Raw genomic sequence first — 23,833 nt, 5'->3', positions numbered from 1 at the left:
GCTGGGTGTCTCCGTCCGGTGTCAGTTCCTGGACCAGGTCGTGCAGTTGACCGGGAGACATGCCGGTCAGCGCAGGGTCGGTCAGCAGGGCCGGCATCCATTCCGGCTCGCACGGTTCCGGAGTCCGGGCCACCGGGATGAGTGGGGCCCGATGGGGGTGCAGGACGTAGTTCCAGTCGCCGTGGAAGGCATGCCGGGTCAGTGGCAGAGCCGCCATCTCCGCATCACCGATCGTGACTCCAGTCGGATAGACATTGCTGTCCAGCTCGGCCGTGACGTGCAGTCCGGTGCGGGTGGTGGTCGCCGCGATGGATTGGACGATGACTTCGTGGCTGGTCAGCGGGCGGCCGCGCCAGTTCATGGTGATGTGGGAGAAGAGGCGGTGTTCGATCTTGTTCCACTTCGATGTGCCTGGCGGCAGGTGGCAGACGGTGATCGTCGGTCCTGTGTCAGCGGCAAGGCGGGCGAGTTCGAGTTTCCAGGCTCGGGTGCGGTAGCCGTTGGAGCCGCCAGCGTCGGCGGTGATCAGCAGTCGTTCCGCCTGCGGGTAGGCCGCCTGCCCCTGGCCGTGCCACCAGCGCCGGATCGACTCCACCGCGAATGCCGCGGTGTCGTGATCGGTACCGACGTTGACCCAACCGGTGTTCGCCGCCAGGTCGTAGATCCCGTACGGGATCGCCTTGCCCAGCTTCGGGTCAGCGAAGTCGTGCATGTTCACCGGCACCGGGTCACCGGTCGGGCGCCACTGGCGGCCGTCGTTCTTGAACTCGCCGACGACCTCCTTCTTCTTGGTGTCCACGCTGATGACCGGCTGGTCGGCGTCACGGTGCTCGCGGGCTTGCTCGTTGAGGTAGCGGAACTGCGCGTCCCGGTCCACGTGCTGGCTGCCCTCGAGCGTTTTGGCGTTGGCCTGCAGGCTGAAGCCTTCCTCCCGCAGCAGATCCGCGACGGTGTCCGCGCTGACCCGGTGCCCGGCTCGGGTCAGTTCCCTCGCGAGGGTGCGGGTCGACTTCAGCGTCCATCGCAACGGCGACATCGGATCACCCCGCACATCCGGCTCGACCAGCGCCAGCAGAGCCGGCAGCAGCCCCGGATCAAGATCCGTGACAGGCTTGCGGCCTCCGCCCGGCCGCCGCACCCGGCCCAGGGGCTCCTCACCGGCCTCCAGCTCGAACACACCCTTGCGGACCGTCGTCTCACTCACCCCGGCCGCGCGTGCGGTAGTCCGAACGCCGCCATGCCCCAGGGCACGAGCCTCAGCAGCCGACGCTGCCGCTCGTCCAGATGTGGAAACAACACCGCAAACTTCACGGAGAGTTGGTTGCGAGTCTCATCCGGGATGCACATACCACACCAACGAGCCTCAGCACGGGAAGCAACACCTTGATGATCTGCAAGCCCTTAGTAGCCGTGCCTGCCGGGGCGGTTGGGCGTTGTCCGGGTCGTGGGGACTTCACCGTGGATCGTGCCGGATGACCTGTGGGAGCGGATCGAGCCGCTGCTGCCGAAGAAGAAGCGGCGGTTCCGCTACCCCGGACGCCGACCGGTCCCGGACCGCCAGGCGCTGTGCGGGATCCTGTACGTCCTGCACACCGACATTCAGTGGGAACACCTCCCACAAGAGCTCGGATTCGGCTCAGGCATAACGTGCTGGCGCCGGCTACGGGACTGGAACGAGGCCGGCGTCTGGCAGCGGCTCCACGAGGTGCTGCTGGCCGAGCTGAATGCGGCCGCACGGCTCGACTGGTCCCATTGCGTGGTTGACTCCTCACACGTCAGGGCGCTAAAAGGGGGCTCCACACGGGCCCGTCGCCGGTCGACCGGGGCCGGGCAGGCTCCAAGCACCATGTGATCACCGACGGCCACGGCACCCCGCTCGCCGTCATCCTCACCGGCGGCAACCGCAACGACGTTACCCAGTTGCTGCCGCTGCTGGATGCGATCCCGCCCGTCCGCGGCCGGGTCGGGCGCCCCCGGCGCAAGCCCGACTCGCTCTTCGCTGACCGCGGCTACGACCACGACATCTACCGCGACCAGGTCCGAGCCCGCGGCATCGTGCCCGCCATTGCCCGCCGAAACACCCGCCACGGCACCGGACTTGGCGTCCACCGCTGGGTCGTGGAGCGAACCTTCGCCTGGCTGCACGGCTTCCGCCGACTCCGTGTCCGCTGGGAACGCCGAGCCGACATCCATGAAGCCTTCCTCAAGCTCGCCTGCTGCCTCATCACGCACCGGCAACTTCACTGTCTGCGATAGGTATGCCCTGCGCAGGCCATAGGCAGGTGGAGCTATCGCGTGAGGCTCTGTGCCCAGTCGCCGACGTGGGCCCACTCGATGGCCTGGCGGATATCGTCCTTGGTCAGTTTGAGCTCGTCGAGCACCGTGCGGGCATAGCCGAGGCCAGTGTCGCGATCGCCGAGCTGGGCTGCCTTGAGCGCGCTGCCCATGGCTTTGATCTTATCGATCGGGCCGCCCGCACCCTGGTAGCACATTGCGGCGAAGTTCAGGGCGGATGCAGGCGGCAGATCATCGCTCAACTGGATGTGCTGTTCCAGGGCCCGTCTGGCCCCGGCGAAGTCGCCGTGCACCAGTTTCATGTCGGCAAGCTGCGCCGCGGCCTGACTCACTCCGCCCCGAGCTGCCAGTTCCAGGAAGCGCAGACCCTCGTCGTCGGACTGCGGGACTCCGTCGCCCCGGAAGTACATCCCCGCCAGATTGAACTGCGCGAAGGGATCTCCTTGATAAGCAGCCTTCAGGAACAGCGTGGCGGCCGCCACCGGGTCCCGTTGGTCTGCTTCCATCAGGAGATACCCCAGGCCGCGCTGAGCAGACGGGATGCCGGCATCGGCGGCGACCTTCAGGTGCTTCCTTGCTGTGGGACGGTCGTTCTCGATCTCCAGGGCAAACGCCCCGAGCGCCTCGTGGCAGTAGGGGTCACCTGCTGCCGCTCCTTCGCGGATCTTCGGTAGCAGAGTCGTTGTGGCCTCCCTGTCCTTGTCTGCGATCGCGTCGAGGAAGGTCTGCGCCACGCTCCGACGATTGCCATCGCTCACCAAGTCCACCCACCGCTCCGTGTACCCGTCCCACCGTGCCGCTCATTCTTGCCGATCACGGAAAGGGCTTGAGAACCGCCCCTTGCCTGGGGCGTTCCTCAAGCAAGCGGACGCAAGACTGCGTGTCGTACCTGCGGAGGGGCCCACCCGCACCCCCCGCGTCATTGTGTTAGCCGTTCTTGGTGCAGAAGCGAGACGGCGACTCCGACCAGCGCAAGCGCAACAAAAAGCGATGCATATATCTGGCTAGCATCCGAAAGTTCCTGCCATGTGGTTCCTTAGGGGGCAGTTACCTTCAAGATTGCCGGAACCGCGAGAAGCAATGCGGTTGAGACGATCGCGAAAGCGAGGATGGCTATATGCTTCGATTTCCTCGTTGCAAACATGGGACCGTCCTTCAAGCGCTTCCATGGCCATTTGGGCTCTGTACAGGATTGCGCCGATCTTTGTTAGCGGCGAGAGGAAATCCGAAGGAGGGCCCGTTTCCGCAAGCTGAGCGGCAAAAGTACTCACGCAGCAGGCTGGGAACGACCGGGGAGGGCAGACGGATCGAAGCGCATAGTAACCCGAAAGCGCCAAGCCCAGAACGGTTACTCAGCTATATACCGGATAGCCGCGCCGGTATAGCAGGCACAGTCCCTTCTCTCCCGGTGAGCAGTATGGTGACGCATCCATACCGCGACGTCGCAGACCCGCAGTACGCTCACTGCCTCCGGTAGTCCGGCTGCCTGTCGTACCACCAGCGCGTCCTGGTGAAGTGCGCGGTTACGGTGGCAGAGGGCGCCTTGCAGCGTCAGCCAGAAGGACTGTGGCCGGCCCAGCGCGCAGCGCACGACGCTGTCGTAGACGGGGAGCAGTCGGGGTCGTTTGCGGGCCAGGAGTTTTCCGGCGATTACCCAGTTCACTCCGTGTTGTGCACACAGGAGGCGCCAAGCCTGGTCGGCGGGTGAGCCGGGCTGTAGGTGGCGTGCCTCGGCCTCGGCCATGTCGAGGTCGGCGGGTATGTGTGACAGGAGTTGAGACAGGTGCGCTGCCAGGTCGCCTTCGAGGAGGTCGAGAGTGACCGGGGCGGGGACGGTGACCGACAAGGTCTGGAGGGCGATCAGGTCCGTGGCGGTGACCGTGTTCGCGTATGGCGGGTTGTCTCCGCCGCCGCCCAGTGCTTCGAAGCGGGCTCCGGTGAAGGGGCTGGCAGCGGGATCGAGGCCGAAGTAGGTGCGCAGGTGCGGGATTGTTTGGGGATCGCTGAGGACCGCGCGCATTCTTGTGGCCAGTGGGTGCGATGGCCCGCCTGTAGATATCAGTGGCTCTTGCTGGACGGCGCGTTGGGGCCCTGGCGTCCGTGGGCTGGGCTGAGTCGTCTGTGCTGTGGCCGTTGTGGCGTTCATGAGCGGATCCAGGCAGCGAAGGCGTCGATGAGGCCGGTGTAGAACCGCTCGCCCGGGATCGCGCCGGGATTCTTGCTGGCGTCGTAGAAGGCCACGTTGGTGAAGGTGGCGGACGTTGAGGCGTTGAGGTTTTTGTAGAAGGCGAGTTTTCCGCGTCCGAAGCCGACGAACAGCCAGAAGACGCCGAGCGAGGCGGTGTTCTGCAGCATGGCGCGTACTTCGGACTTGTCCCAGGGTTCGTCGCCGACCTGCGTCACGATGAATGCCGGGTCGGGGGCGCCGGACTCTTGATAGTGGCTGACGGCCCGGCGCATGGCGTCGGCCACGTTGCCCCAGCCCCAGTCGACCTGGGTGTGCAGCTGGCCGATGCGGCCGCGGTAGTTGTCCAGCCGGATCTCCTCGAGGAAGGGCTCGCGGCCGCTGGAGAAGATGACGGGGACGGTGCCGTCGTCGTCGAGGTTGGCGGACAGGGCCAGGACTCGCTCGGCGAAGGCCTGCACCGCGAAAGACTCGTAAAGCTCCTCCATGTTCCAGTCGTGATCGAGAATCAGGTACACCGCGGCTCGGCGCCCCGTGATCCCCCGGTCCGTCAGAGCCTGGCCGGCTTGCCGCGCCGGTGCCAGCAGGCCGGGGGCTTGCCGTTCGACCTTGGTCATGTCCACCGCCGGTCCCGTCGGCGTGCCTGTCCGCGCCGGCGGTGCAGGGGCGGGCTCGGCGTCAATGTGGATGCCGTAGTCGGTTGCCAGTCCGGCCAGGCCGGAGTCGTAGCCCTGCCCCACCGCGCGGACCTTCCAGCCTCCGCCGCGCCGGTAGAGCTCTGCCAGGACGACGACGGTCTCCCCGGCAGCGAAGTCGGGGGCCGTGAACGAGGCCGCCGTGGCGCCCATCTGTGAGACCGACAGCTGGGGGGCGCGGGTGAAGACCGCGCCGGGCTGCAGCGGGTCGATGCTCACCGCGATCACCACCCGCTCCACACCCGCCGGAATCCGCGGCAGATCCGCTGAGACCGTCGTGTCCGAGACCGCCACGTGATCCTGGGTGGGATGGTTGTAGAAGACCAGATCATGGTCGCCGCGCACCTTCCCGTCCGGCCCCAGCAACAGCGCGGACACGTCGACAGCAATCCCCTGCGCGGACACCGACAAGACCACCGGAGCTTCCTGCAGCCCCACGTTCTCGCCCTTGCGTAATACCGACATCCACCACTCCCGTGTGATCGCTCAGACAGAAACGGTAGACCGCTCGGCGAAGAAATCGTCCCTCCTTCGCACAAAACGAGCGCACGAACGAAGACCGAGCGGCACCGTCCTCTTCGCCGCGTCACCTGCCGGAGAGAAACGGCGAACACACCTGCAGATCTGCTGAGGACCCGCAGACGCGGTACTCCCGAGGAGTTCGAGTAGGTGGTGGGCCACGGCCGTCTGCCGCATCTGGTCGCCAGCGGCAGGCTGCTGCTTGTTGAGCCTGCCCAGGCGAGCAGGCTCAAGACCGCGGTTCAGGCTCGCATGGCCGGGGCATCAGCTCGCCCCTGCCCTCCAGCTGGCCTTCGTACCGCTGACCAGCCCGTAGCGCGCGCCGGGCGGCACGCCCTGCCTCAAGCCGTGCGGATGGCAGCGCTGATTGCCGGCCGCCGCTCCGGTGCCGATGTCACACTCGATGCGTCGACCGGCAGGAGGAAATGGCATGGGGTTCGGTTTCCGCGTTGGGGTGCCGGGGATGAGCGTGCGGGTCTCCACCCGAGGGGTGCGCACCTCGCTGGGGCCGCGGGCGGCCCGCATCAGTGTGGGCAGTGGCGGCACCCGGGTCTCCTCCGGGCTCGGCCCTTTTTACGCGTCGAGCTCTCTGCGCGGCGGAGGCGGTCGCCGTACCAGCACACACCGCTCGCGGCCGCGCTCCATCACCCCGTCGGCCGCGCAACTCGACCGCGCTCGCCGCCAGGCGGAGCGGGCGCAGCAGGAGGCTCAGCGCGATGCCGCGATCGCGGAGCTGACCGCGCTGCGGGAGCAGACGACGACGGTGCATCTGCAGTCCTTCCCCCTTGCGCAGCCTCCGGTTATCGCGCCTCCTGTCGAGCTTGGTCTGGCGTGGGCGCGGGCCGAGGCGCAGGCCTTTCATCTGCGGGGGGTCGGGCGGCTGGCGCGCGCCGAGCGCAGTGCTGCCAAGGCGCGTGCGGTACAGGATGCACCGAAGTATCTGGCCGCCGAGCAAGGGCGTTTGCAGGGCGTGTTCGATGCGCTGTGCGGCGAGGCGGATCAGTGGTGGCGCTCGCTTGTGGCGAACGACGAAGAGGTTGTCTGTGAGGCGGTGAATACTGCGTTCGGCGACAATCCGGCCGCTGGGTGCGCGGTCGGTGTCGCCGGGTCGGTGATGAGTGTCGTGATGCGCCAGCAGGACCTGGACGCGCTGCCGGACCAGGCACCGGGCCTGACCCCCAGTGGCCGGCCCACGCTTAAGAAGCTCAGCAAGCGGGAGCGCACGCTCTGGTGGCTCACCTCCATGGGATCAAACGTCATCGCCACGCTCAAGGAGGGATTCGCCACGGCCCCCGGCATCACGGCGATCGACCTTGCCGTCCTTACGCGTCTGACCGACAGCCAGCGCCTGGGGTTCGTGGCCTTCGGGCGGTGGACGCGTCACGCGGTCGAAACCACGCCGTGGCGCGAGGCCCAGGACGCTCTGCGCTTCCTGGACATCGGCCAGGACGTCGCCTGCTCGGTGAAGACCACGGCGTCAGGCAACTTCTCCAGCGTCCTCAAGCCCCTCGACGTCAGCCGCACCGACGGGCTCCAGGCCCTCCTCGACCACGTGCAGGAGGAAACAGACATCCCGGAGCCGAACCTGTCCGACCTCGACGTCACCCTCCGCGGCACGGGCGACCGGCCACAGCCCGCCCCACAGCATTCGCCGTACGACATCCGTCCGTTCGCCGACTGGAAAACCCGGACCGCACCAGCAGTTACGGCGCCACCTCCGGCAACCGTCCAGCAACCCCATCCGCCCCGGCCGCTCCATGCACCAACAACACTCGTTCCCGGGCAGACCGTCGTCCTTCCGGAAGAAGCATGGCAGAGCCTCAGCGTCGCCTTCACCTTCACCGGCGCGGACGCCGATCTCACCCTGCTGCTGACCGATACGAACAGCCGCGTCGCAGGAGACGAGGACTTCGTCTTCTACAACCAGCCCACCGCAGCCAATGGCGCCGCCCGGCTCTTGGGCAAGCAGGCCCGCCCCCCGCACACTGAGGAAAGAGCAGTGCTGCACCTCAGCGCGCTGCCCTCACACGTACAGCGCGTCATCGTCTCCATCAACATGGACGTCGATAGGGGACTGGCCTGCGCGGCACTCACCCACGCAGCTCTGCGCATGGACTGCATTACCGGCGAGGCATGGATTTTCCAGCCACCCGCCGACCCCGCCATCCGCGCCATGGTCATCGCCGAGATCTACCGCCACCACATCCAGGGCACGCCCGTCTGGAAACTTAGGGCCATCGGCCAGGGCTGGGCCGACGGACTCGACGGCCTGGCCCGCGCCTACGGAGTCGACGTCGAATAGCATCCGCCCGGACCCGAGAAAGGGGGCCATGCGCTGAACGTGACCAGCGCTACCCACCCGTCACACGGGCGCACCGGATGGCTGAGACACTCCTGCCCGCTCTGAGATGACCGGCCGCCTCGCGAAGCATTGTGCAGCGAGGGCGGGCCCGTGATGTGGAGGGTGCCCTCCAGCGCGGGACCACCACTTCGCCCTGCGCCCCCGAGGCGTCTTGAGAGCCATCACTGACAGTGACGACGGCGAGCTGGACGAAGCCTCGACCGACCGTTGACACCACGCTGACGGCAGATCTGCCCTGATCGGTACATTCAGCCTGTCCGAAGGCCGAGTCAACCGCCGAACAGCGTCGGGCGATGCCTCAATACGGCTCGCAGGCTTTGGTGGACGAGAAGTCCCAGATCCAGGCCCTGGACCGCTCGCAGCCGGTGCTGCCGATGATGCCGGGCATGCCCGAACGTCGTACTCACGACTATGTTCGCAACGGCCTGATCACCTTGTTCGCGGCCTTCGATGTCGCGACCGGCGAAGTCATCACCTCCCTGCACCGCAAGCACCGGGCAGCGGAGTTCAAGAAGTTCCTCATCAAGATCGACAGCGAAGTCCCCGCACGCCTGCAGGTTCACTTGATCTGCGACAGCTACGGCACCCGCAAGACGCCCGGCCATCAAGGCATGGCTGGCCAAACACCTGCGGTTCCACCTGCACTTCACGCCCACCGGCTCCTCCTGGATCAACCAGGTGGAGCGATGGTTCGGCTTCCTCGCGGACCAGGAGATCCGCCGCGGTGCCCACAAGAGTGTGCGTTCCCTGGAAGCCGACATCTGGGGACTGTAAGACGTTCGGTGTAACTCCCGATCATGGAAGATGCATCGATGACCAGTGAGAACGTGTCCGCGTCGGAAGCCGTCGAGCCCACGAAGGCTGCGTCGGCGAAGGCCATGGATGACCAGTTGATCGACGAGCTGGTGGGCCGGGCCCAGGCTGAGGGCCTGCAGTTGACCGGCGAGGGCGGGCTGCTGCAGCAGCTGACCAAGCGGCTGCTGGAGTCCGCCCTGGAAGGCGAAATCACCGACCACCTCGGCTATGACAAGCACGACGCGGCCGGCAAGAACGGCGGCAACTCCCGCAACGGCAAACGCTCCAAGACGGTGCTGACCGACGTCGGCCCGGTGGAAATAACGGTGCCCCGTGACCGTGACGGCTCCTTCGAACCGAAGATCGTCAAGAAGCGGCAGAAGCGTCTGACCGGCGTCGACGAGATGGTCATCTCGCTGGCCGCGAAGGGCCTCACCCACGGCGAGGTCCAGGCCCACCTGGCCGAGGTCTATGGCGCCGAGGTCTCCCGGCAGACCATCTCCACCATCACCGACAAGGTCCTTGAGGGCATGGCTGAATGGCAGAGCCGACCGCTCGATGCCGTCTATCCGGTGCTCTTCATCGACGCCATCCACGTGAAGATCCGCGACGGTGCGGTCGCCAACCGGCCCATCTACGTAGCCCTGGCCGTCACCGCCGAGGGCCGGCGGGAGATTGTAGGGTTGTGGGCCGGCGACGGTGGCGAGGGTGCCAAGCACTGGATGCACATCCTCACCGAGATCAAGAACCGCGGGGTGAGCGACGTGCTCATGCTGGTCTGCGACGGGCTCAAGGGGCTGCCCGAGGCAGTGGAGACGGTCTGGCCCCGCACGATCGTGCAGACCTGCGTGGTGCACCTGCTGCGGAACTCCTTCCGCTATGCCGCCCGCCAGGACTGGGACAAGATCGCCCGTCTCCTCAAGCCCGTCTACACCGCCGCCACCGAGGAGGCCGCCCTGGACCGGTTCGCGGAGTTCGCCGAGGCCTGGGGCCAGAAGTATCCAGCAATCGTGAAGCTGTGGGAGAACGCCTGGGAGGAGTTCACCCCGTTCCTGCGGTTCGATACCGAGATCCGCCGCATCGTCTGCACGACGAACGCGATCGAGTCCGTGAACGCCCGCATCCGTCGGGCGGTCAAGGCCCGCGGACACTTTCCCAACGAGCAAGCCGCTCTGAAGTGCGTCTACATGGCGATCATGTCCCTCGATCCCACCGGCAAGGGACAGGCCCGCTGGACCATGCGCTGGAAGACCGCGCTGAACGCCTTCGACATCACCTTCGACGGCCGCCTGACGGCAGCTCGTCAGTAAGTACAACAGCCCCAGTTACACCGCTCGTTTGACAGTCCCTGGCCATGCTCGCCCATGCCTTCCTGGCGGTCACGGCCCACCAGGCCAGCGAAAAGGGGGCGCAACCGGTAAAAGGGCCGGGACCATCGCGCTCACGGTGGCGGAGGTTCGGCGACTCCTGGCAGCTTGTCTGCCCCGGCCCCCGCACCTGCGCGGGCGCCGAGGCAGACACCACGCGGTGAACTGGTCGAATTGGCGCCGACGACGCCAGGCAGTCTCTCATGGCTGTCATTACCGGCGGCGGTGCCGCACGTTCGAGGGGCGGCCTCCGTGAGACCGCCCCCGACCATGCCCCGGCCCGCTACTCGCCCTGCTAGACGACCAGCCCGCCCAACGACCGCCCGAACGCACAGCTCCAGCAGCGTTCACGAAAGCCTTGATCGCGCGAGCTTGGCACTCCTGCTGGCGACCTCGACAGAGGCCGCCAGCAGGAGATGGCAGCGACGGCGAAGCACCCGCGCCAAGATGCGCTGCCTCGCTACCCTCACCAATCAGGTCAGGAATCGAAATGTTTCCAATGCAAGCAATCGACGCACCGCCCCTCCTACTATCGACACCCCACCCACATCACTTTGCGTCACGAGTCGGGAGAGGCAACGTCACGCGAATTTGTGTTGCATTCTCGCGACAAGCGCTTCCCGAATTCCTCTTCCTGCTCCTCGTCCCAGCATTTTACGGAGCGCCAGCGTTCCTGATCGTACTCTTTATGCCACTGCCACGGCGAGACTAATGCCCACAAAGAGTTCCACTCCACCATGATCTGCAAGCGAGCGAATTTCTCTCCGTCGCGGCCTTCCGCAGCAAAGGACAGAGAATTCTGAAGTGTTACCACGAGGTGATGTAGGGCGGTTCGGACAGAGCGCGCCACATTTCGTTCGTCGCTTCCACGCTCCGCTCGAGCAACACGAGCGGTCCGATCCAAAAGAAACGATTGCAAGCGGGCGATGTCCTCCGAAGTTACGTCACGGCCGAAGCGCAACACTACTCTCTGCTGATTTTCCTCATCCAACTTATTCTCCTACCGTCGAGTGCGATCTATGACCTTTCCCAAATCGGCGCGTCGTAGTCGAAGTCGATTTCACCCCACTCATCTTTCTCCCAAACTCGCGTAACATGCTCCCATGGAATTCCTCCGTCAAATGCCACTTCCGCTTCGTGAGCGTTTGGATTCATACCGCCCATGCGCGCATTGACATCGATCCCGCGAGGCGCCCCGCGAATCTCATACACGTAGCCTCGACCACCAGTAGTTGGGAACCCAGCGGCAGTTTGGGCGTGCTTAGATGTCGACACAAAACTACCGCGCGTGTTGTTTTCTACATAGTCTCCGAGTTGAGTTTTCGCACCCGGATCGTGAGGTATGAATCCGCCAGCTTCTTGGATCTCTGCTGGTGCCCGAGTATCACCGCGGTAAACGGTGCAATTATGGACGAGGACCGGCGTTTTGCCTGCCAGCACATAATAGGAGTGAATGCCCATGACCGTGAGGTCATGAGTGCGCTGCCGCTTCTCGAAGTGACGGACAGCCTCGATGGTGACCGTGGAGCCAGTGGGGGTACGCAGAGTGTCACCGACTTGGAGGTCGCCGGCCTTGGTCCACTGGTGCTTGGACTTGCTCCAGAACGGGTGGGTGCTTGTGGCGATCAGCGCGGCGTCTTCGCCGTTAGTGGTCTCGATGGTGAGGTCGACGAACTGCTTGTCGTCCTCGGTGACGATGGTGCCTACGACCTCTCGGGTCGTGGTATTACCGGTCTCCGCGTCGGTGACGGTGACGGTGTCACCGAGGGCCACGTCCTCGATGGACTTGGTGGTGCCGTCGCTGAGCAGTACCTGGGTGCCAGGCAGGAAACTGTGGCACTCAGGCTTTCCGCCGAGTTTTTTGGCTCTGGCGATGGCCGCTTTGTTCTTCTCGCGGGCCAGCTTTAGGACATCCTTGGCCTTGCCGAGCGCCTTGGAGGCGGCGAAGGTCTCCTTGACCCCGCTGATCAGATCGCCGACCAGCCCGACTATACGTTTGGCGAGCTTGATCCCCTTCGCCCATTTCCATGGGACGCCGTACTTCGCGAGAATTTTGCCTGCGAGGCCTCCGGCGAAGCTACCCGCGACGTTGAGGAGGGTCTCGCCACAGGCGCCGAGGTCTCCGGTCGAGAAGCAGTCCAGGGCGGCATCGACTCCGATGATGTCCCGGACGATCTTGATCAGGGCCTTGGCGGCCTGCTTGACGGTCTGCTTCGCAGTGTTCTGCCGCGTCTGCGCTTGTTGAACGTCGTGCGCTGCTTGGTTTTCTGCGGCTTGTTCGTGAGGCACGCCGGGGGCGGGGCCGTTCCCGCAGACGTAACCGCCGTCCTGGCAAGGCGAGGTTCCGGTCGCGTCCGAGTAGGATACGGGGCTGTTATTGGCGTATGCATAGCCATTGATTTGTTGCGGGTCGGTGTAGTCGATGAGGGGGTCGACGGAGATGAACTTGCCGATGTCGGCGTCGTATTCGCGTGCGCCGAGGTGTGTCAGGCCGCTCTGGTCGTCCTTGGTGCCGCCAACGAATCCCCTTTCGCCTGGCCAGGTGCCCGTCGCTTCCCCGCGGTCCATTCCGTAGGGGTCGAAGCGTCGTTGCGCGACGGCCCCGGTCGTGGCGTTGATGGCGAGGCTGCTTGTGCCCTGGTGGTCGGAGGCCAGGAAGGAGAGGTCCCCGTTGTCCTGGCGCACGGCGATGGTCTGGCCGGCGAACTCGTAGTAGCGGGTCGCCTCGACCGCCGTGCCGCCCTTCGGCAGACGCAGCTCCATGCCGGGGAGATAGACGGTAGTGGCCTCCTCATCGCTGCGCAGGACACGGTTACCTCCGGCGTCGTAGAGGTAGGTGGTCTCCTTGCCCGATGCCTCGGTGGTCTTGGTCAGCTCGCCCTGGTGGTTCCACACCAGGCTCTGGGTGTCGCCGTTGGCGGTGCGTGTGGTGGTGTTTCCGGCGGTGTCGTAGCCGTAGGAGAGTTTGCGGTCTCCGGTGGGGGTCTTCTCCGTGACACCGGTGACGGCGTGCGGGCCGGCGTTGTTGCTCCGGTCGTAGGTGTAGTCGCGGGTGATGTTCTTGGAGGCGTCCAGGCCGGTGTCGTGGATGACGTCGCGGGTGCGGTTGCCGATGCTGTCGCTGGCATAGGACTTCCAGTAGGCGGCCGGGCCGCCGAGCGGGCTGCTTCCGGGGGCCGTCTCACAGGCCTTCGGCTTCTTTCCGCCCATCTGCCCGCCGACCGTTCCGAATCCGGTCGCGTCGGCTTCAGTGGCCTGGGGCGTCCAGGCGTCCGACAGGCGCATCCGCTGGTCGTAGGCGAAGCACTGCACGTCTGGCGAGGAACCGGCGAGGTCGGAGATGGACAGGACGTTTCCGGCCTGGTCGTAGGTGTAGGCCGACTCCTTGACCGCGGCCTTCTGTCCCGCATCGCCCGAGATATCGACTGTCGAGCGAGTCAGTCGGTCGGTGCCCTTCTCGTAGAAGTAGGACTGCCCCACCTTCTTCCCGGTGCCTGTGGACAGCTGCAGCTGCTCCAGCTGGCTGGTCTTCGAGTAGGAGGTGACGGTGGCGTACGGCGTCTTGCCGTGCATGCCGACCGGACGCTGCAATGCGTCGTAGTCGAAGTCGATGGCTTCCGCCGACAGGCCACCGGCGGCGGGCATGCCGATGCCGTCGACCGTGTTGTCCCGGTTGTAGACGGTGGTGAAGACGTAGGTGCCGGCCAGTTTGCCCTTGGAGGCTGGGACCGTGTATGCAGTCTTCAGAGGCTGGTAGAAGGCGTCCATGGACTGGGTGATGGAGCCGAAGTACTCGGTCCCGTTGATGTAGCGCAGTGAGGCCCATGCCTGACCGAGCCAGCCCGCCTTGTCGTAGCGCGTCTCGGTGAGCTTCGTGCCGGTGTTGGCTTCCCCGTCCCAGGTGCTCAGCGGACGGCCGAGATCGTCGTAGACGGTGGAGGTCGTGCCGTTTTCCGTCGTGACCGAGGTGGGCCGGTCGCGCTCGTCGTACTTCGTGTCCGTGGTGCCCGCGTCGGGGTCGACGCTCTTGGTCTGGCGGCCCACCTGGTCGTACTCGTAGGACCAGACGTTCTTCTGGGGGTCGGTGACCGTCTTGAGCCGGCCCGCCGGGTCATAGGTGTATTTCGTGCTCTCCGCGGGTGCGGAGGGTCCGGTGGCGGGGCCCGGCTGCTGGATCACCTCGACCGTGCTGCCGCGCGCATCGGTGACCGTCGTGGTGGGCACACCGCCCTGGGGCGGCACGACACGCGTGCGCTCACCGTCGTAGGTGGTGGCCGTTCGCCACTGCTCGACTCCGGCGACCTCGAGGATGTTGGCGGTGGGCCGCCCCATGCCGTCGTACTCGACGATGGTCTGGCCGTTCACCTCGCCGTTCGGCGTGGTGGCGAGTCTGTCTTCAGGAGCCTTGAAAGCGTTGAAGGTCGCGTTGGACTTCCGGATTTTGCCCGTGCCGTCGTAGAAGACCTCCCCGATCATGCGGGTGCCGTTGGGGCCCTCGGTCTGCTTCTGGCGGGGGCGCAGCAGGCTGTCGTACAGCTGGTACTCGACGCCGTAGGTCTCGTCGTTCTCGAGTTTCTCGGTCTTGATCGCGACGACGTCGTCCCGGCGGACGTTGTACGTGTACTTGATGCTCGGGCTGGTGAGGTTGTTGGCCTTGCTCCGGTCTGCGAGCCATACGGAGGTGAGCCGGCCCAGGCCGTCGTACGCGAGGTCGGTGCGCTTGTTGTTCGCGTCTGTCTGTCCTACCGACTGGCCCCAGGCCGGGGCGAAGTCGGTGATGGTGGTGTGGCCGAGGGCGTTGGTCACCTTGGACTGTGTGCTCAGACCGTTGGTGTCCGTGTACTGGATGTCGGTCGCGGCCTGACCCGCGTCCTTCTGCTGGGTGGGCCGGCCGAAGCTGTCGAACTTGGTCCAGCCGGTGGCCTGATAGGTGGCGGTGGTGCCGTCGTGCTTGCTTAGGCGGTCCGTCTTGGTGGCGTCTCCCTTGCTGGGTGACGCCCCGAGGGTGGTCTGGTTGTCGTAATAGGTGCGCTCGTCCGCGATGACCTGGCTCTTGCGGTCGGGGGTGGTCGCGCAGTCGACGGAGACGGTCTCGCTGCGGGAGGGCAGCTCGTAGATGTTCTTGCCCGGGTTGTCGGCGTACCACAGGCGGGTGCAGGTGTCGTCGGTCTTGGTGGAGGTGTCTCCTGAGTCCGTCGTGTGGCTGATGCGTGCGGTGGGGGTTGAGGTGTCGTAGTGCGGGGCCGACTTCGTCTCTCGCCAGGAGTCGTCGGAGAGGAGGCTGTAGCCGCGGGTGGCGCCCGGCTTGACGATCGTGGCGTGCGTAGTGCCCCAGGACCTGGTCTGGGTGGCGGTGTCGTACTTCCACGGTTCCGTGATCGTCTTGGCGATCACCTTGCCGCCCGAGGCCTTGTCGTACGCCTGCGTCTCGAGCTCGAAACCGGTGAACTCCTTGTGGCCCGTGTACGAGACGCCGGTGGAGTCCTTGACCGATTCCGTGCGTTTGCCGCCGCCCGGCAACTGGTCCCCATCAAGGCCCTGCAGGTAGGTGTAATCAATCTTGGTCGATGTGGTCTGGCCGTCGCCGCTGGTGACCGTGACCTTGCCGTATCCCTGCCAGTCGCCCCAGGTCAGGTACTTGTTGTCGGTGATGCCGTCCGGTTCGGTGTGTCGCCAGCCAGCTTTGTCCTGGTAGTCGTAGTGGGTGACGAGGTCGTCGCCGTCGCCGGTGCGGTCGGTCTCGGTGACCTCCTCGACGACATATTTGTGGAACCAGTCGGTCTTCGGCTCGATGCTTCCTGGCGGGGCCCAGTTGACCGGGTAGCAGCGCTTGGTCGACTCACCGGGCTTGGGCAGCGCATTCGCCGTGCAGTCAGTGGGCGCGTACTTCACGTCCAGTTGGCTGCCGGTCTCGCTGAGGACAGTGGCGAGGCGGTAGCGGTGGATGGCATCGATGTTGTCGTTGTCGCTGTCGACGCGGTTGATCAGATGGATGCCCTGGAGATCCAAGGAAGGCAGTTTGGCGCTGCCACCGGCTCTGCCCTCGTGATCGATCTTGGACAGCCACAGGGTCTTCGTGTCGTCACCGTTGTCGGTGAAGAAGTGGGTGAACGTCCACGCGTCGACGTCGCCATAGTCGGTGGCGGCCGGGCCGGTGCTCATCTGGGTGGTGATGCCGGTCAGACGCTTGTTCGTCCAGAAGGTCTGGGAGACCTGGCTGGCGTTGCATTTGACGCCGGCCTTGCAGTAGCGGTCCACGGGGGTGTCGGGCCAGTACTTGGCGTTGGCCGTCGTGAACTTGTCTTCGTCGCACTTGAAGGTGGTGTCGCCCAGGCAGCGTTCGTTGGTGTGGAAGACGACGCGAGCCGGTGCCTTGGTGGTGTAGACGGCGTCGTCGCGCTGGCCATAGTCGATACGCTTGAGGTAGCCGCCGCGGTCGTACTCCGTGCCGTTGACGTCAGTCTTGGCGTTCAGAGCGTAGCGGTTCTTCTCAGCCCCGTAGTAGTACGACATCACGTTGCCATGGGTGTCCTTGACGTAGTCGAGGTTCCACCGCCATGCCTGATCGCAGTGTGCGTTGGCGAACGTGGAGTTGTAGCAGGGGTCGTCGGCGTCATCACCGAAGACAGGAACGGCCCAGGTCGAGTTGGTCGCTTCCTTCCCCTTGGACCAGCCCGGAAGCTGGTTGAGCCCGAAGTAGTACTCGGTGCCTTCGGACGTGGTGATCTTCCAGTGTTCGCCGTCGTTGTCACGGTTGCCGGTGGCGTAATCGGCATTGGTCAGCTGCTCGATCTTCGAGCCGTTGTCCGAGGCGAAGTGCCACTCCCCGCCCTCGCCGTCCTTCTTGTCGTTCTTGACAAGCTGACTCGCGCTGCCGTTGAGCATGACGGTGGCGTTGTCGAAGGCCCAGCACTGCTCGGCCGACGTCTTGTGCTCACCCTCGGCGCAGGGCTTGTACGAGCGCTCGACATACCCCGGTTCGTAGGAGAAGCCCTCGCCGATCCAGGAACCCTGGTTGTTGGTGGCCGAGGTCCTCCCATCCGCCGACTGCGAGGAGTAGCCGAGACCGATGGACGGACTCAGCCCGCCCGGGGTCGGCACGGTCCGCAGCGGGTAGTCCCATGAGAAGCCGCCGGAGGAGTTGGCCACACTCCAACTCGCCGACGGCGCCAGCGAGGTGGCCTTGTAATCGCCCTTGGAGGAGGAGTCACCTGCTTGCAGGGCGAGGACGGTTGCGCCAGCCGTCGTGCGCGCGGAGGACTGTGCCTGCGTCTTCGCGCCTGCAGCCGTCGGTGCGGGAAGGGCGATGTCGGCGGAGACGGTCCTGCTCGCGGCGTCGTTGACCGATCGCAGCTGTTTCGGTGTGCCGGGGCAGGCGCGGCTGCCCAGATCGTGGTCGGCGGCGCAGGCCGGAAGCTCGACGAGCCTCAGCCGTGCTCCGTAGCTGCCACCGAAGGCGTTGTCGAAGGCGGAGTAGTCGAGCGCCAGGCGCATCGTGCCGGTGGCCGCGCTCTGCCCGGCCGGCTTGACCCGCAGGACGGCGCCTGCGCCGAGCTGCTCCGCGCGGGAGCGGTCGAGCACCTCGACGTTGACCCGCGCCGGGGCGGCGGTTTTCGCCCGGGTGTCCGGTGCTTGTCGGCTAATGGCGACCGGGAGGCCGCCGATCTGCACCTTCGCCCCGGCGTTCACCGGCACATCGGCCAGGCCGTGCTCGGGCAGGGTGGACTTGCCCAGCTGTCGGGTCGCGGCCTTGGCCGCCTGATCGACGGGTCTAGGTTTGGACTTACCGACTCCGGAGTGGGCCGGGTCGGGGTCGTCGTGCGTCCACGACCGAGCGGCTTCTGGTTGGGCCGGCAACGCCTGGACGCTGGTTGCCGAGAGGGAAAGCAGCACACCAAGCACGGTCGCGCCAATGGCGTGGCGAGACATGCGTGTGGTGAGCAAACGACCACGAAAAGGCATGGGGACGACTCCGCAATAAAAGTCGGGCGGGCTCAGGAAGGAAAAGACGATGCGTCTTCGTGGTCCGGGCCCGGTGGAGCCCGGACCACGAAGACGAGAGAGTTACAGGTCGCGGTCCCCGGTCAGCACCCTCATCCGGCCGATACCGATCGGGTCGACAGCGCCCGAGTAGACACGTACTTCGTCCAGCGCTCCGGCGAAGTACTCACTGCCGCCGCCCTGCGCGGAACGGCCCACCTGCAGCCCGCCACTGGAGGGCCAGGTCATCTCGTCGTCCGCCACCGCGGTGGCGGACAGCTGCCCTTCGACGTACAGACGCACCTGGTGAGTGAAGGAGTCGAAAACCACCGCCAGGTGCTGCCCTGATCCCTCATTGTTGGGCGGCGCCTCGGCACCGGTGACCGTGATCACCTTCGCCGTCGTACTGTCGGCGTCGGTGACTGCCAGTTCCCATCGCCCGCTCGCCGCCTGGTAGCGCACCACGACCCGGTCAGCGTTCCTCCCGGGCAAGGAGAGCACCGTCTGCGACTCTGTGGCGTCCACGGTCGTGAGCTGAGCCCGGAGCGCGACGGTGTAGCTGTCGGCGCCACTGACCACGGGGCCAGCCGTGGCTGCCCAGTCACCCTCACCGTCGAGCCGCAGGTCACCTTCGTCGACCAGCGCGGACTCTTCGTTCAACGGGTCCGCCGGCCGGTAGATCTTCGCGTCGCCCCGCAAGGTGAGGGGCTGACCGCCCGACTGCACATTCGCCGTGATCGCGTTGGTGGCCTGCTCTAGGGGCCAGTAGCCCAGACGCTGCGGCGCGATCTTGCCCAGTTCCGCCACCTGAGCAGCGGGCAGTACCCGGTCGAAGACCCGTACCTCCGCCATGTCGCCCTGAAAATTGTCGGTGTAACCGGACTTGGCCTGCACGCGACCGATCTGGAGGCTGCCCCGGGACGACCACGAGGTGTAGCGGGCCGCTGTGCCCGCCTCCCGGCCATCGACATAGATCCGCATCTGCGGGCCGCCCGACGCATGCGCGTCGAAAACACCGGTCAGGTGCGTCCACTCGTTCGCGGTGACCGTCCCGGACGCCTTGGCGGTCCAGCGGCTCATCGCCTCCACATCCATGTCCGGGGCGGAGAACTCCCAGGCCTTGTCCGCGGCGTCGTAGCCCAGGACGAAGCCTGGCTCGCCAGTACTGTCCTGGCTGACCACAGCCATGTTCTTGTTGAGAGCCGTCGGTCTCGCCCAGGCACTGACGGTGAAGTTGCCGGCGGTGTCCACGAGCGTGCCCGCAGAGTCCAAGTAGGCGTTCGCGGTCCCGTCGAAGTGCGCCGCACTGTCCGCGTGCACCGCGCTGCCTCCGGTGTCGCCAGGACCTGGCGCCTGTCCGATGGCTACACCCGATCCCACGGCTGCCGGATGCCGCCCGGCCTCGTCGTGCGCGATGTCGCTGCCGCCCGCATCGGCCAAGTTCCACTGCCCGACGGCGGCTTTCCCGTCCGTGACCAGGAACTCGTAGTGCGCCGGTACGATGTTGCTGTTGTGTGCAGCGTCGTACGCCTCGACCGTGACCCAGCGACGGCCCTCCCGGGTCGGGGTCCAGACCACCTTGACCGGGATGGTTCCGATCGTGGCCTTCACCACGGTGGCTTCGCCGTTGAAGGTGTACCGGATCTCCCGTACGTCCTTGTCGGCCGGGGTGAAGGTGAAGGTTCCGGGTGTGCCGACCCCGTGGTGCCACACCTTGTCCATCGGGTACTGGGGCGAGCTGATCTTGGGCGGCTTGGGATAGGTGCTGTCCCACATGAACTCGCACCGTTGAGCGTCCCCGTCGTAACTCCACGACCCCCAGGCGTCGCCGTCGAAGGCGCGGGCGGCCCAGTAGATCACTGAGTTCTGCGGGATCTGGGGCTGGCCGGACGGACGTTGCCTGACCTTGTATGTGAAGACGGTACCGGCATTCGGCGCCTTATAACCGGTGTCGTACGTGAAGGACTGCGCATCACCATTCTTGTCGGTCCAGGCCACCAGGAACTGCATTTTGACCTGGTCCGTGCTCTTGGAGGTCTGGTCCGGGTCACGCGCCTCCGCCCGCAGCTCCGGAAGCTCGTCCGTGTAGCGGCGTCCACTCCCCCAGACGCACTTGCCTCCGGGGTTCGTGGTCATCAGATCGGTGTCGACCTGCTTGGGCGGATTGTTGTAGGTGATCTTCAAATAGGTGTTGCCGCAGATCCTCTTCCAGCCGCCGAACGTGCTCTCGTCCTTCGCCTTCAGCCCGAGAGACATCTTGGACCAGGATCCGGCCGCGGCCGCCTTCGCCTCGGTCAGCAGCTCTCCGTTGCTGATGTTCAGGTTGGCGCTGCTGCCGCACGTGGTCGGCGAGATCTTCGTGTCCGAGGTCGCCAGGTAGTCGGACCAGTCGTCCTTGGTGTTCGAGTAGTTGCTCGACGACGTGACGCTGTAGTCCTTGCCACCGATGCGGTACAGGTCGACCGGTTCCGCCCGCGCATCCGCGTGATACACGTGCTCCACACGGCCGGAGAACTGCGTGCCCAGGATCTGCTTGCCCTTGTAGGCCGACAGCGGGAACGTGAACAACAGGCGGCGCACGCCGACTCCGTTGCAGGAGACAGGGTTGTAGTCCGTGGGGCACTTGCCCATGCCGGCGCTGCCCGAGTACTTCCAGTCCTGCTCCGTCGGCATACCGGACATGACACCGCTCCACGCGGTGCGGGTAGCAGTGCTCGGAGTGGGGTCGATCACGACGGGGTACTCCGTCTTCTCACCCCGCAGAAGTTCGAGGTCCGGCTTGAGCGTGAGGCGGTCCTTCTCCACGGCGAGGTCCACGGGTGCACTCTTGCCGCCGTCGCCGGGGTCCAGTGCCACCTCCGGCTCGGCCGCCACCCTGGCGAGCGGCGCGGCGCCGTTCTGCTGCGCCGCCGAGTCCCACATGGTCGGCTGGGCCGACTCGAAGACGGTTCCGCCGACGGCCGCGTCCACCGCCTTCAGCGCGCCGTCCTCCTCCTGCACCGTCAGACCCTTGACAGCCAGGCCGAGTTCGATCTGCTCCAGCTCGGCGTTCCCGGCTGCTTCGGCGCTCTTGACGACCAAGTAGTGGCTGAAGCCTTCCGCACCGGCCCGGACGGTCAGGTCGACACCGGGAAGCACCTCAGGGTAGGTGGCCGTGTCCCCGGCGACCTTGGGCTCGGGCAAGTCGCCAGCGGGCCAGCTCAACGCGTACTCACGACCGGCCTTGGTCATCCGGGCGAACGGCTCGCCGCCACCGCCCGAGAACTTCAACCCGACCGTCGATGCCTTGGGCGACAGGCTGCCATCCGCGCCCCGTACGAGGGTGTCGTCGACCGGAACCCAGGTACCGCCCCGTATCGCCCGCACGGGCTGGGTGTACTCCTGCGCCGTGAACGATCCATCAGGGTTGGCGAAGACCTCCCTACGCTCCTGGCGCAGGCCGGTCACCTCGACAGAGTCACCGCTGTCCTCCGCGGCAGAGCGTGCGAGGTCCTCCGTGGGCGCCTTGCTGCTCTTCTGCGCCGCCGCGACCGCGTCGGCCCGCTTCACCGGCGTCTCCTCAGCGATCGCAGAAGGCATAGCGCCCAGCCCGGTGGCCACCACAGCGGTGAACGTGCTCAGGATCACCGCCCGGCGCCACCATCTGTTACTGCCTGCCGAATCCATTCCCGCCCCTGTTCGCCGCAGCGTGCCTCGCTGTACCCTCATCGGATCTCGGCCCCGAACGCTGTGCCGCCGGCGGCAATCCCGCCCTCGCCCGGCTTGTACGTCGTGGTCGGTGCACCGCCGTCGGCCACGGTCCACTCGAAGCCATACACCGCACCAGGTGCGTCGCCCGGTTCGTGGGCGACACCGACCAGGAGCGCGCCGGGGGTCGTCGCCAGACTTGTACCAACGAACATCTGCCGCGCGGAATCGCCCGGAATCCCTCCGCCGGGCTCAAGCCACTGGTCGGTGGTCTTGTAGTCCGTGGCGGCGATGGAGAAGATCTGCACGCCACCCTGGTCGGTGTATTCGTCCGAAGTCTCCTCACCCGGAACACCGACCGCGAGGCGCAGCGTGGCCCCCTGCAATGTCGCCGCCAGCTCCTGGCCGAAGAAGTCACCGGGTTCCGCGGTGTCGCCCACGCTGCCGAAATCCTGATGCAGCTCACCCACGGCAACCGTGATCGCGCCTGCCGCGGTCACCTTGTAGAGCGTCACGCTGCCCGCGTCCGCTTCCTCTCCGACGTCCTCACCAGGAGTGCCCACCACCAGATAGGAACTGTTCGCGTAGGTGCCCACCTTGTCGGGCACCGGGGCCAGCGCGATCGAGGTGGCGAAGCGGTCCCCGGCCTCCGCCACGTCGTCAGGGCTGATGTCCGGGGAGTCCTGGTTCGCATCGCTCAACGACTTGGGACGGCCCGCGCTGTCCACCGTGTGGCCGAACAACCACACAGCCCCTGCGAAGGCGTTGGTCCCGATCGCCTCACCCGGTGCGCTCACGGCGAGATGAACGGCATTACCGGTCACAGACGTTCCGAAGCGGTCGTCCGGCTCGATACCGCCGGCTACATCGGGGCTGTCCTGGTCCACCCACCCGACGGCGCTACCGCGAATGTAGACGACAGCACCGGCGTCGCGTTTCGCCACCCCGTCGACGTTCACGTCCTCTCCTGGGATCCCAATGGCGAGGTAGGCCCCTGAGGCTGCCTTGCCTGCGGCCACCGAGTAGCCGAAAACGTCGCCCGCCTCCGGAGCCCCGGGTACGGAGCGCTCACCCTGGATCCAGGTGACGGACGCTGGGCCACTACCCAGGCCCGCGGGTGCACCGTAGATGACGTACACCGCTCCCGCGTCACGGGCCGCGCCGATGTCCGTGTAGGGCGCGGCCGCGACGAGGTCGCTGCAGCCGTCTCCGTTCAGGTCCGCCTGGGCCATGGAGTATCCGAACTTGGCACCGGGGGCCGCGTCGCCGGGCACGGAGGCAAGATCCTGCTGCAGCCTGGCGGTTCCGGCTCCGCCGCCGTAGACGACGGTGACGGCACCGGCGTCCTCTTTCGTCCCGACAGTGGCTTCCGGGTCGGCTATGGCCGTGTCCCGAACGCCGTCACCGTTGTAGTCGGAATCCGCGCCGGCGCAGGCTCCGGCAGCGAACGCTCGCCCGTCTGGCAACCCGACGAACGCCGCGAGGAGGAGGCCGACGATGGCGAGCCAGGCTGCCGCCGACTCGCCCCGGAAGTTCCGCCCCCACGTTTCCTCAGCACGGCTTCTTCGGTGCACACGCCCGGACCCGCGCGGGCCGCGCCTCACCCTTGACCCCACAATCCCCACCCCAGGTTCACAGCAAATTCATAGACGGGGTGAGCTAACACTGCCGGGGTTCCTGCTACCAGTGTGATCTGCGACACTCGATCATGGTTGGGGCGAAAGAAAGCCAATGCCTGAAGTCTGAAGATTGCACAGCGCCGTCCCTGGAACGCCCCGCGGGCAAGAACATATCGAGTTCCACCACGACCTCCCCGAGAGTGTCAACTGTGCTGCCTGTGCCGAGAGTTGCACTTCCAGGCACGCAAAGTGGCTCACCGCCGAGGTGGGGTCGGGATTATTCGCTTCTGCAGGCCTTTTTGAGCCACATGACGGCCTGCCGTCATCGC

General features: G+C 66.1%; 10 protein-coding genes and 2 pseudogenes. 4 read left to right on the top strand and 8 right to left on the bottom strand.

The genetic code is table 11. From position 1 onward, the window contains the following. Positions 1–1,347 (bottom strand): annotated as a pseudogene (locus ACZ45E_RS27120) (ISAzo13 family transposase); the annotation flags it as partial. Between the two features lie 97 nt (positions 1,348–1,444). Between ACZ45E_RS27120 and ACZ45E_RS27115 the strand changes: the two are divergent. After that, positions 1,445–2,256 (top strand): IS5 family transposase gene (locus ACZ45E_RS27115; RefSeq protein ID WP_468225091.1). Its coding sequence is split into 2 segments (ribosomal slippage): positions 1,445–1,768 and positions 1,771–2,256, totalling 810 coding nucleotides; the frame shifts between segments, so codons are not numbered across the junction. 32 nt (positions 2,257–2,288) lie between these two features. Here ACZ45E_RS27115 and ACZ45E_RS27110 read toward each other — a convergent pair. The 3 genes from ACZ45E_RS27110 to ACZ45E_RS27100 form a co-directional block, all read right to left on the bottom strand. Further along, positions 2,289–3,029 (bottom strand): tetratricopeptide repeat protein, encoded by a 741-nt coding sequence (locus ACZ45E_RS27110; RefSeq protein WP_468225089.1) that lies wholly within the window; start codon positions 3,027–3,029, stop codon positions 2,289–2,291. A 614-nt stretch (positions 3,030–3,643) separates the two neighbouring features. After that, the gene (locus ACZ45E_RS27105) at positions 3,644–4,315 is read right to left on the bottom strand and encodes a DUF6308 family protein (protein WP_468225086.1); all 672 of its coding nucleotides are present in this window, start codon (positions 4,313–4,315) and stop codon (positions 3,644–3,646) included. Between the two features lie 122 nt (positions 4,316–4,437). Beyond that, the gene (locus tag ACZ45E_RS27100; RefSeq protein WP_468225084.1) at positions 4,438–5,640 is read right to left on the bottom strand and encodes a VWA domain-containing protein; all 1,203 of its coding nucleotides are present in this window, start codon (positions 5,638–5,640) and stop codon (positions 4,438–4,440) included. Positions 5,641–6,124: 484 nt separating this feature from the next. Between ACZ45E_RS27100 and ACZ45E_RS27095 the strand changes: the two genes are divergently transcribed. From ACZ45E_RS27095 to ACZ45E_RS27085, 3 genes and pseudogenes are all read left to right on the top strand, one after another. After that, positions 6,125–7,996: a TerD family protein gene (locus tag ACZ45E_RS27095; protein ID WP_468225083.1), complete on the top strand. Its 1,872-nt coding sequence runs from the start codon at positions 6,125–6,127 to the stop codon at positions 7,994–7,996. Positions 7,997–8,376: 380 nt separating this feature from the next. Continuing rightward, positions 8,377–8,818: pseudogene (locus ACZ45E_RS27090) on the top strand (IS630 family transposase); the annotation flags it as partial. Between the two features lie 50 nt (positions 8,819–8,868). Further along, the gene (locus tag ACZ45E_RS27085; RefSeq protein ID WP_468225080.1) at positions 8,869–10,161 is read left to right on the top strand and encodes an IS256 family transposase; all 1,293 of its coding nucleotides are present in this window, start codon (positions 8,869–8,871) and stop codon (positions 10,159–10,161) included. A 616-nt stretch (positions 10,162–10,777) separates the two neighbouring features. On the opposite strand, the gene ACZ45E_RS27080 is transcribed toward ACZ45E_RS27085, so the two are convergent. The 4 genes from ACZ45E_RS27080 to ACZ45E_RS27065 all read right to left on the bottom strand — a co-directional run bounded on the left by ACZ45E_RS27080 (position 10,778) and on the right by ACZ45E_RS27065 (position 23,459). Beyond that, complete coding sequence (locus ACZ45E_RS27080) at positions 10,778–11,209, bottom strand: hypothetical protein (RefSeq protein ID WP_468225078.1); 432 nt, start codon at positions 11,207–11,209, stop codon at positions 10,778–10,780. Positions 11,210–11,235: 26 nt separating this feature from the next. Continuing rightward, positions 11,236–18,162, bottom strand: a complete 6,927-nt coding sequence (locus ACZ45E_RS27075) for a scabin-related ADP-ribosyltransferase (protein WP_468225075.1) — start codon at positions 18,160–18,162, stop codon at positions 11,236–11,238. Positions 18,163–18,282: 120 nt separating this feature from the next. Next, on the bottom strand, positions 18,283–21,747 hold the full coding sequence (locus ACZ45E_RS27070) for a LamG domain-containing protein (RefSeq protein ID WP_468225072.1): 3,465 nt from the start codon (positions 21,745–21,747) through the stop codon (positions 18,283–18,285). Positions 21,748–21,902: 155 nt separating this feature from the next. Next, on the bottom strand, positions 21,903–23,459 hold the full coding sequence (locus tag ACZ45E_RS27065; RefSeq protein WP_468225070.1) for an integrin alpha: 1,557 nt from the start codon (positions 23,457–23,459) through the stop codon (positions 21,903–21,905). Positions 23,460–23,833: the final 374 nt, after the last annotated feature.

Source organism: Streptomyces sp. NPDC030991, assembly GCF_055571235.1.
This window is presented reverse-complemented; position numbering and strand designations above follow the sequence as displayed.

What these genes read in the sequence shown, in the direction of transcription:
- ACZ45E_RS27085 (WP_468225080.1), top strand. Translation starts at nt 8,869, where the DNA reads ATGACCAGTGAGAACGTGTCCGCGTCGGAAGCCGTCGAGCCCACGAAG.
- ACZ45E_RS27105 (WP_468225086.1), bottom strand. Translation starts at nt 4,315, where the DNA reads ATGCGCGCGGTCCTCAGCGATCCCCAAACAATCCCGCACCTGCGCACC.
- ACZ45E_RS27095 (WP_468225083.1), top strand. Translation starts at nt 6,125, where the DNA reads ATGGGGTTCGGTTTCCGCGTTGGGGTGCCGGGGATGAGCGTGCGGGTC.
- ACZ45E_RS27100 (WP_468225084.1), bottom strand. Translation starts at nt 5,640, where the DNA reads ATGTCGGTATTACGCAAGGGCGAGAACGTGGGGCTGCAGGAAGCTCCG.